The 8,717-nt window shown below is 67.1% G+C and carries 8 protein-coding genes and 1 pseudogene; 7 read left to right on the top strand and 2 right to left on the bottom strand.

Translation table 11 applies throughout. From position 1 onward, the window contains the following. The 6 genes and pseudogenes from VGN82_RS00705 to VGN82_RS00680 all read left to right on the top strand — a co-directional run. Positions 1 to 496, top strand: a pseudogene (locus VGN82_RS00705) (methyl-accepting chemotaxis protein); the annotation flags it as partial. Between the two features lie 69 nt (positions 497 to 565). After that, positions 566 to 1,048 carry a chemotaxis protein CheW gene (locus VGN82_RS00700; protein ID WP_327525054.1) on the top strand — a complete coding sequence of 161 codons (483 nt, stop codon included), beginning with the start codon at positions 566 to 568 and terminating at the stop codon, positions 1,046 to 1,048. A gap of 4 nt (positions 1,049 to 1,052) precedes the next feature. Beyond that, entirely contained in the window at positions 1,053 to 1,937 is an 885-nt protein-coding gene (locus VGN82_RS00695) for a CheR family methyltransferase (RefSeq protein ID WP_327525053.1), read from the top strand. Next, entirely contained in the window at positions 1,934 to 3,040 is a 1,107-nt protein-coding gene (locus VGN82_RS00690; RefSeq protein ID WP_327525052.1) for a protein-glutamate methylesterase/protein-glutamine glutaminase, read from the top strand. The genes VGN82_RS00695 and VGN82_RS00690 overlap by 4 nt, the downstream gene beginning before the upstream one ends. Further along, a complete protein-coding gene (locus VGN82_RS00685) occupies positions 3,030 to 4,829 on the top strand; it encodes a coiled-coil domain-containing protein (RefSeq protein WP_327525051.1) in 1,800 nt (599 codons plus the stop codon). The genes VGN82_RS00690 and VGN82_RS00685 overlap by 11 nt, the downstream gene beginning before the upstream one ends. Before the next feature lie 189 nt (positions 4,830 to 5,018). Then, positions 5,019 to 5,468: a Ros/MucR family transcriptional regulator gene (locus VGN82_RS00680; RefSeq protein ID WP_327525050.1), complete on the top strand. Its 450-nt coding sequence runs from the start codon at positions 5,019 to 5,021 to the stop codon at positions 5,466 to 5,468. Positions 5,469 to 5,687: 219 nt separating this feature from the next. Here the strand turns inward: VGN82_RS00680 and VGN82_RS00675 are convergent, their stop codons facing one another. After that, positions 5,688 to 6,629, bottom strand: coding sequence for an acetamidase/formamidase family protein (locus VGN82_RS00675; protein ID WP_327525049.1), 942 nt, complete (start codon positions 6,627 to 6,629; stop codon positions 5,688 to 5,690). A gap of 100 nt (positions 6,630 to 6,729) precedes the next feature. Continuing rightward, the gene (locus VGN82_RS00670) at positions 6,730 to 7,377 is read right to left on the bottom strand and encodes a TetR/AcrR family transcriptional regulator (protein WP_327525048.1); all 648 of its coding nucleotides are present in this window, start codon (positions 7,375 to 7,377) and stop codon (positions 6,730 to 6,732) included. Positions 7,378 to 7,483: 106 nt separating this feature from the next. On the opposite strand from VGN82_RS00670, the gene VGN82_RS00665 reads away from it, so the two are divergent. Continuing rightward, a complete protein-coding gene (locus VGN82_RS00665; RefSeq protein WP_327525047.1) occupies positions 7,484 to 8,713 on the top strand; it encodes an efflux RND transporter periplasmic adaptor subunit in 1,230 nt (409 codons plus the stop codon). Positions 8,714 to 8,717: the final 4 nt, after the last annotated feature.

The following is an 8,717-nucleotide window of genomic DNA, read 5'->3' as shown; positions in this document are numbered from 1 at the left end:
CGAGATCGGCACGCTCTCGACCGACACGGTGAAGGTCGCGCAGGAAGCCGGTGCGATGCTGGCCAAGCTGGTGCCGGACATCAAGAAGACCGCCGAGCTGGTCGAGGAGATCACCGCCGCCTGCCGCGAGCAGGATGTCGGCTCGACCCAGATCAACCAGGCTATCCAGCAGCTCGACAAGGTGACCCAGCAGAACGCTGCGGCCTCCGAGCAGGTCTCGGCCACCTCCGAGGAGCTCGCCGCCCAGGCCGAGCAGCTCCAGTCCACCATCGCCTTCTTCCGCCTCGACGATCACGGTGGACACCAGGCGGTGGCTCAGCCGATCGCGACCGACCGGGCGGTCAAGCAGCTCCGCGGCAAGGCGGCCAGCATGGCTGCCGCCATCCAGCCGAAGAAGGCGCCGGCCCGCCCCGCCAGGAAGGTCTCCAACGGTGGCTTCGCCTTCGACATGGACAGCGGCGAGGACCAGGACGACGCCGCCTTCCACCGTAACTGACCGGAAGAGCCCGGTCCCGTCACAGGCGGGGCCGGGCCGTTGCCCGTCGCTTTTCTCTGCGAGATCACCATGGCTGATACCGCCCAATATCTGACGCTCGGAATCGACCAGGAGCTGTTCGGCATCGACATCCGCAATGTCAGGGAGATCCTCGACATGCGCCCGATCTCGAAGCTGCCGCATGCGCCGAACTTCCTGCTCGGGATGATCGACGTCCGCGGCGCTGGCTACCCGATCGTCGACCTGCGCACCAAGCTCGGACTGCCGCGCCAGGAGCCGACCGACGCCACCCGGATCATCATCCTCGACGTGCCGGTCAAGGGCCGGACGCTCGGCGTCGGCTTCGTCGCCGACCGCGTCTTCGAGGTGACGGGGCTCGACGACGATCACACCGAAGCCGCCCCGGATGTCGGCGGCCGCTGGCAGTCGAACTACATCGCCGGCATTGGCCGCAAGGGCGAGGCCTTCATCGTGGTGTTCGACCTCGCGCGTCTGATGGAATCGGACGATCTACCGCTGCTCGTCGCCATGGCTCCAGAGAGGGCGGCCTGAGCCGATGGCGCCATCGCAGCCCGAACTCCACGATCACCTGGCCGACAAGCATTTCAACGCGATCGCGAAGGTCATCGAGTCACGTGTCGGCATCAAGCTGCCGCAAACCAAGCGAACCATGGTGGAGGGCCGCCTGCGCAAGCGCGTGCGCGCGCTCGGCCTGACGGGGCTGCGTGCCTATGGCGCGCATCTGTTCGAGCGTGATGGGCTGGACGACGAGCTCGTCCACCTGATCGACTGCGTCACCACGAACAAGACCGACTTCTTCCGCGAGCCGAGCCATTTCGAGTTCCTGCGCGACGTTGCCGTGCCGCAGCTCACGCTGCGCCATGGCGGGCGGGCGCCGAACCTGAAGGTCTGGAGCGCGGCCTCCTCGACGGGCGCGGAGGCCTACACCGCCGCGATGGTGCTCCAGGACCTGGTTGCCACGGGCAAGGTGGGCCGCTTTGCGATCCTGGGCACGGACATCTCGACCGAAGTCCTGAAGGAGGCGCGTTCGGCGATCTATCCGCGCGCCTTCGTGGCGCCGGTGCCGTCGCCGATGCAGCAGCGCTATCTGATGCGTTCCAAGGATCCGCGCGAGGATGTGGTGAGGGTCGCGCCCGAGCTGCGCCGGCAGGTCAATTTCGAGCGGTTGAACCTGATGGACGAATCCTATCCGTTCGACCGCGACGTCGATGTGATCTTCTGCCGCAATGTGCTGATCTATTTCGACCGGCCAACGCAGCAGGCGGTGCTGTCGCGCCTCGCCGCGCATCTGCGTCCGGGCGGTTATCTGATGCTGGGTCATTCGGAATCGATGGCTGGCGCCGGGGTCGATCGACTGCGCTCGGTCGCGCCCACCGTCTACCAGGCCGGGGCGGCCGTCAGCGGGAGGTCGGCAGCATGAGCCGCAAGCCCATCCGTGTCCTCATTGTTGACGACTCTGCCTCGGTGCGTCAGGTCCTCAGCTCGATCCTGAACGAGGATCCCGGCATCGAGGTCATGGGCACGGCGGCAGACGCCTTCGCCGCCGCGCGCCGCCTGCAGAACGAACTCCCCGATGTCATGATCCTCGACATCGAGATGCCGGGCATGGACGGCCTGACCTTCCTGCGCAAGATCATGGCGCAGCGGCCCATCCCGGTGATCATCTGCTCGACCTTGACCGAGGCCGGGTCGCGCGCCCTGTTCGATGCGCTGGAAGCCGGAGCCGTCGACGTGCTGCCCAAGCCGCGCATCGATACGCGCGTCGCGTTGATGGAGACCGCCGACCGGCTGCGCCATGCCGTCCGGGCCGCCTCTCAGGCGAAGCTGCGGCCGCGCGAGCCGCGCATGCAGATCGAGAAGAAGCTGACGGCGGATGCGATCTTGCCGCCGCCGGTGCTCGGCCGTGTCCGGCATGCGACGGACCGGATCATCTGCATCGGCATCTCGACCGGCGGCACCGAGACCTTGCGCGAGGTTCTGGAACAATTGCCGGCGAACTGCCCGGGCATGGCGATCGTCCAGCATATGCCGGAGAAGTTCACGCTGGCCTTCGCCCGGCGCCTCAACGGTATCTGTGCCATGGAGATCAAGGAGGCCGAGGATGGCGACGAGGTCTCCACCGGCCGCGTCCTGATCGCGCCCGGAAACCGCCACATGCTGCTCCAGCGCGTCGGCCAGCAATATCGCGTGGCGATCAAGGACGGGCCACATGTCTCGCGCCACCGCCCCTCGGTCGACGTCCTGTTCCGTTCGGCCGCGCAATATGCGGGTGCCAACGCTCTAGGCATCATCATGACCGGCATGGGTGACGACGGCGCGCGCGGCCTGCTCGAGATGCGCAAGGCCGGCGCCCGTACCTTGGCGCAGGACGCCGACAGCTGCGTCGTCTTCGGCATGCCGAAGGAGGCGATCGATCTCGGTGCGGCGGAACGGATCGTCAAGCTCTCGCGTGTACCGCAGGAGATCATGGCGTGGCCGCAGGCCGGCGCTGGGGCAGGGGGCGAGAATGCGCGTGGCGTCTGAGTTCGAGGTTGGGGGCGCGACGGCAATGGACGGCAACGATCTGGCATTGCCGCGGCTGATCCAGGCGCTCGAAGGCAGCGCCCGCGAGATCGACGTCACCTTCGCCCGTGCCGGCAGCCAGCTCGGCGAGGGGCTGAGCCTGTTCGAGAACCTCAAGGAGCGGCTTTCGACGCTTTCGGCCGAACTCTCGGGGGAAACGATCGCCGATGCCGGCCGCACGCTCGCCGGCCTCGCCGGCGAACTGCGCGCCATCAATGATGGCCTGCATGACGAAACCGGCGTGCTGCAGGACCTCGCCACGCACAGCAAGGACGCCGCGCAGGCACTCGACCGGCTGCTCGAGCATATGCGGCTGATCACGATCCTGGCCCGCAGCGCCCGCATCGAGGCCGTCTCGGTGCAGGCGGCCGGCCGCGATTTCGGCGATTTCACCAGCGAGATCGTCGCCCTGACCACACAGGCCCAGCGCACCATCCAGAACTGCGCCCGCGATCATGACCATCTCAGCGCATTGCTCGGCACGGCGCTGTCGGCCCAGCGCGATTTCGAGGGGCGCTATGGCCACGCGCTGACCGCACTTGCCGGCAGTCTCGAGCAGACGCTGGCGGAGGTCGCGCAGCGCCAGCAGCGCAGCGTTTCCCTGACGAGCGATGCGGCGACGCATTCTGGCAAGATCGCCATGGCGGCCGGCGGAGCGATCATCGCCCTGCAATCCGGCGACAGCATCCGCCAGCGTCTGGAGCATGCAATCAAGGCTCTGCATCTCCTCAGCGCCGTCACGGCCGGCGAGGGGCTCGGCGCCGAACTCGATGCCGATGAGCGCGGCGCGGCGGCGCTGGTGCTGCGGCGGCTGCAGGCGGCACAGCTGGACGAGAGCGCGGTGACGCTGTCCCAGGATGCCGAGGCGATCGAGTCGACGCTGGCGCTGCTTGCCGGAGACACTGCCGGCCTGCTCGATCTGGTGCACTCGCTCTACCAGGGTGACGGCGGCAAGGCTGACGGCAGCAAGTCCGGCTCGTTTCTGGCCGAACTGGAAGCGGAACTGGCCCAGGCCGCCGATCTGCTCGCCAAGTGCGACAGGGCGCGCTCCGGCGTCGACCGTGTCACCGATGCGCTCTCGACCGTCCTCGAAACCTGCCAGGAAACCGTCGCGGCGCTTGCCGGGACCGTGTCCAACATCGTGCTGATCGGCATGAATGCCGGCTTGCGGGCGGCCCGTATCGGCACCGGTGGGCGCAGCCTCGTGGTCATCGCCCAGGAGCTGAAATTCGCGGCCGACCAGGTGGCGAGCGATGCTGCCGCGCTGACCCCGACCTTCGCCCGGATGCGGGACGTGTCACGCGGTCTGAAAAGCGGCGGGCGCCTCGACGCGGCACATTTCTCCGCCCTCGACGAGGCGATGCGCGACTCGCTGGCGGCAATGCGGCGGACCGGCGATCGTCTCGGCGTGACGCTGGGCCAGCTCAGCCGCGAGGGCGGCGGCTTTGGCGATGTCGTCGCCCGGGCGCGGCTGTCCTTCTCCAATGCCGGCGCGATGAGCGATCTGATCGCCTCCGGCGCGGCCGAACTCACGCGCTCGGTCGCCGACCGGGAGATGCCGGAGCGCGCTGGCCTGGCCGGACGCGTGCGCGGACTGATCGATGCGCATGTCTGGCCTAGCTACACCATGGTTGGCGAGCGCACGATCCACCAAACCGTGATCGGGCTGCTCCTGCCGGATGGAGCGGGTGCCGTCGTGCCGGCGGTCGTCGTCCAGGCGGCGGATGATCTCGACGACATCCTGTTTTGAGTCGAGGCGGATCTGTCAAAAATGCACGCAACGCGTGCATGCGAGTTGAAATTCACCGACGGAGTAGTGATCGAGCAGCTGTCGAGTCAGGTTTCGATGCATTTGCGATAGACATCGACCTGTCTTCGCCGTAATCCCGGTTCCGATAACAAATGCAGTGTCGTCTTCTTCTCTAGATCGGAACGTGCCATGGCAGACAATAACGAAGAGCTTCTCGATCTGACGACGTCGATCGTTTCCGCTTATGTCGCGCGCAATAACGTCCCGCGCGCCGACCTCGCTGATCTCATCGCGAGTGTCCACGCTTCGCTCTCGAAGCTTGGCGCCGAGCCCGAGGCACCTGTCGCCGCGCCGTTGGTTCCCGCCGTGTCGATCCGTAAATCCGTCACTCCGGATGCGATCATCTGTCTCGAGGATGGCAAGTCCTTCAAGTCACTGAAGCGTCACCTCAGCAGCAAGTACGACCTGACGCCCGAGCAGTACCGCACGAAATGGGGCCTGCCGGCCGATTATCCGATGGTCGCTCCGGCCTATGCCGAGGCGCGTTCGGCGTTGGCCAAGTCGATGGGTCTCGGCCGCAAGGCCGCTGCGCCGGCCGCCGCGGCCAAGCCCAAGCGTGCGCCCCGCGCCAAGGCCTGAAGGTCGGATCCGACGATGACGAAGCGCCCGGTTCTGCCGGGCGCTTTTTTTTGGGTGGCTTTCCAGCCTGCTGACGATTCACCGGAGCACGCGGTCATCCCGGAAGCAGCGAGGCGGAGATCCGCTATCCATGCCTGAATCCTTGTAGGAAGAGCTCCCGCATGAGGCCCGGGTCAAGCCCGGCACGACCGGGTTGTTCCGAGGCGCACCAAGCGGGCTTTAGCGCCGCGTGAGCAACTCCTTCCGCAGCATGCAGTGCACGCCCTTGTGCTGGTTCACCGTCTGGGTGACGCGCAGGTCAGCCGCCATCGAGCACAGGCCGTAAGCCTGCTCGCGGGTGATGCCGGTGCGTTCGACGATCAGCGCGATCATGTCGCGCAGCGCCTTCTCCGCACAGCGGTCGAGATCCGGATCCATGCCGCAGGTGATGACATGGGTCGCCGTCTCGGCCTGCGGATAGGTGAAGCGCAGATCCTTGCGGACGGTCAGGCGGAAGCGCCCTGATAGCGCCGTTTCGATCGCGGTTACATTGACCTCGCCATCGCCCTGGACGCCGTGGCCGTCTCCGACCGAGAACATCGCTCCCGGCACGAAGACCGGCAGGTACAGCGTCGTGCCGGCGACCAGTTCCTTGTTGTCGAGGTTGCCGCCGAAGGCGCGCGGGATCGTCGAGGTGCAACGGCCCCATGCCGGCGGCGGCGCGACGCCCATCACGCCGAAGAACGGGACCAGCGGCAGTTCGAGGCCCCAGGGCATGGTCCCGACCATGCGCTGCGCATCGAGCGGGATGTTCATGATGTGGAAGTCCGGAAAATCGTCCGGCAACGTGCCCATCAGCGGACGATTGAGGTTGTAGCCCCAGTCCTGCCGCAGCGAGACCTGCTCGATGTCGACCTGAAGCACGTCGCCGGGTTCCGCACCCTCGACCGCGACCGGGCCGGTCAGGATATGGGGCCCGAAGGGAGGCCCCTTCTGCGCGGCATGGATCGCGAGCAGCTCCGGCGGGACATGAAAGCCGGTCGGCGGGAGCACCTCGGCGGTGCCGCTGACGGATTCGATCGTGATCGCCTCGCCGCTGGCGATCGTCAGGGCTGGCGGCACGCGGGCATCGAAATAGCCCCAGTGGCAGGTTTCGGGCGAGGCTTTCAGGTGATGCGTCATGGCCGATCCGTAGCTTGAAGAGCGCCGAGGATGGAGTGCCGGTGCGTCGCCTGTCGAGTGCGAATTCCGCGCGTGTCGCCGGTTGCGACGTCGGCGGCTCTCAGGCGGGGGGCGCGACCTGGCCGAGCCCGTGCAGGAACACGTCGATGCATCGCCTCGCATGGGCCACGCGATCCTGTTGCGTCAGCAGCATGTCGCCCGGGAAGCGTTTCACCAGCACGCCGAAGATCATGTCCATCAACATCCGCGAGGCGGCCGCGGGCGGGAAGGGGCGTAGGACGCCGCGCTGCTGCTGGCGTTCCAGCCAGTCGGCGAGCAGCCGGCGCGCCGGCTCGGCCCCTTCATGCGTGATCGCCTCGCCGATCTCCGGAAACCGGTCCGCATCGGCGGTGGCGAGCCTGATGAAGGCGAGGCGGTGGCGATTCTCCGCCTCGTCGATGCCGAGACGGAAGATCTCGGCCAGCGCCTCCGCCGGCGGCATGGCATCGTCGGGCCGCGGCAGCTCCAGCATCGTGCGGCGGTGATCGGCGACGATCGCCTTGAACAAATCCGTCTTGGCGGGGAACAGCCGATAAAGAGTCTTCTTCGACACGCCGCAGCGCGCTGCCACCCCATCCATGGTGGTGCCGCCATAGCCGGCCTCCAGGAAGATCTCGCAGGCGACCGAGACAAGCCGCTGCCGCTCCTCCTCGTCGGAACGCTGCTTCGGCCGCCCGGGACCTCGCGGCGGCGGCTCCATCACCATCATCAAACCTCAATCATTGGCCATCTGCATCACTCAGAAACATCATGCCGTTTGACAGGCGCAGATGGCAAGCGTTAAGAAACTTCGAAGTTTCCTAATAGGGCAGCCGATGCTGATCAAGCAAACTGACAATGCGCCCCGCCTGCTCGTGGGCAGCGCCCTGCTGGCTTTGGCGCTGGGCGCCTGCAACAACGAGAAGGCGGCGCCGCCGCAGCAGCCGCAGGCGCAGGTCAGCGTCGTGGTGTTGCATCCGCAGTCGATCGCGGTGACGGCGGAGCTGCCCGGCCGCGTCTCTGCCAGCCTGATCGCCGAAGTGCGTCCCCAGGTCAGCGGCATCATCAAGTCGCGGCTGTTCAAGGAAGGCAGCGAGGTCAAGGCGGGGGATCTGCTCTACGAGATCGATCCGGCGCCCTACCAGGCCGCCTTCGACAGCGCCGTCGCAGCCGAGCAGAAGGCGGAGGCCGCTGCCGTCAACGCCCGGTTGAGGGCAGATCGCTATCGCGAGTTGCTGCAGCGCAATGCCGCGAGCCAGCAGGACACCGACGACGCCAAGGCGACGCTGGCACAGGCGAGGGCCGATGTCGCCGCTGCGCAGGCCAGCGTCGAGACGGCCCGGATCAACCTTGCCTATACCAAGGTGACGGCGCCGATCGGCGGGCGCGTCGACAAATCGACGCTGACCCAGGGCGCGCTGGTGACGGCGAACCAGACCACGGCGCTGACCACCATCCGCCAGCTCGAGCCGATCAATGTCGATGTCATCCAGTCGAGCACGAATCTCCTGAACTTCCGCCGGGCGGTGTCCGAGGGGCGGCTGAAGCTCGCCGGCAGCAATGTCGCGGTGAAACTCAAGCTCGATACCGGCCCGGACTACCCCCAGACCGGCAAGATCGAGTTCGCAGAATCGAGCATCGACCTGACCACCGGCACCTTCACGGTGCGGGCCGAGTTTCCCAATCCGGAGCGGCTGCTGCTGCCCGGCATGTTCGTTCGGGCCGTCCTCGAGGAAGGCATCGCCCCGAACAGCTTCCTGGTGCCGCAGCGCGCCGTCGGCCGCAACACCAAGGGCCAGGCGACGGCGAAGTTCGTCGGTGCGGACGGCAAGGTCGAGGAGCGCGTGCTCGTCACGCGGCGCAACCTCGGCAACAACTGGCTCATCGACGAGGGCGTCAAGGATGGCGAGCGCGTCATCGTCGAGGGCGGACAGCTGGTCCGTCCGGGCCAGACCGTCACCGGCAACGAGGTGACGATCGACGAGGCCAGCGGCGAGCTCAAGCCCACGAGCCGCCAGGCTGCCGTGGGCTCGCCGCTCGGTTACGCCCCGGCCGCGAAGAACTGACGCC

Source organism: Allobosea sp. (assembly GCF_035999205.1).
Classification (GTDB): Bacteria; Pseudomonadota; Alphaproteobacteria; order Rhizobiales; family Beijerinckiaceae; genus Allobosea.
This window is presented reverse-complemented; position numbering and strand designations above follow the sequence as displayed.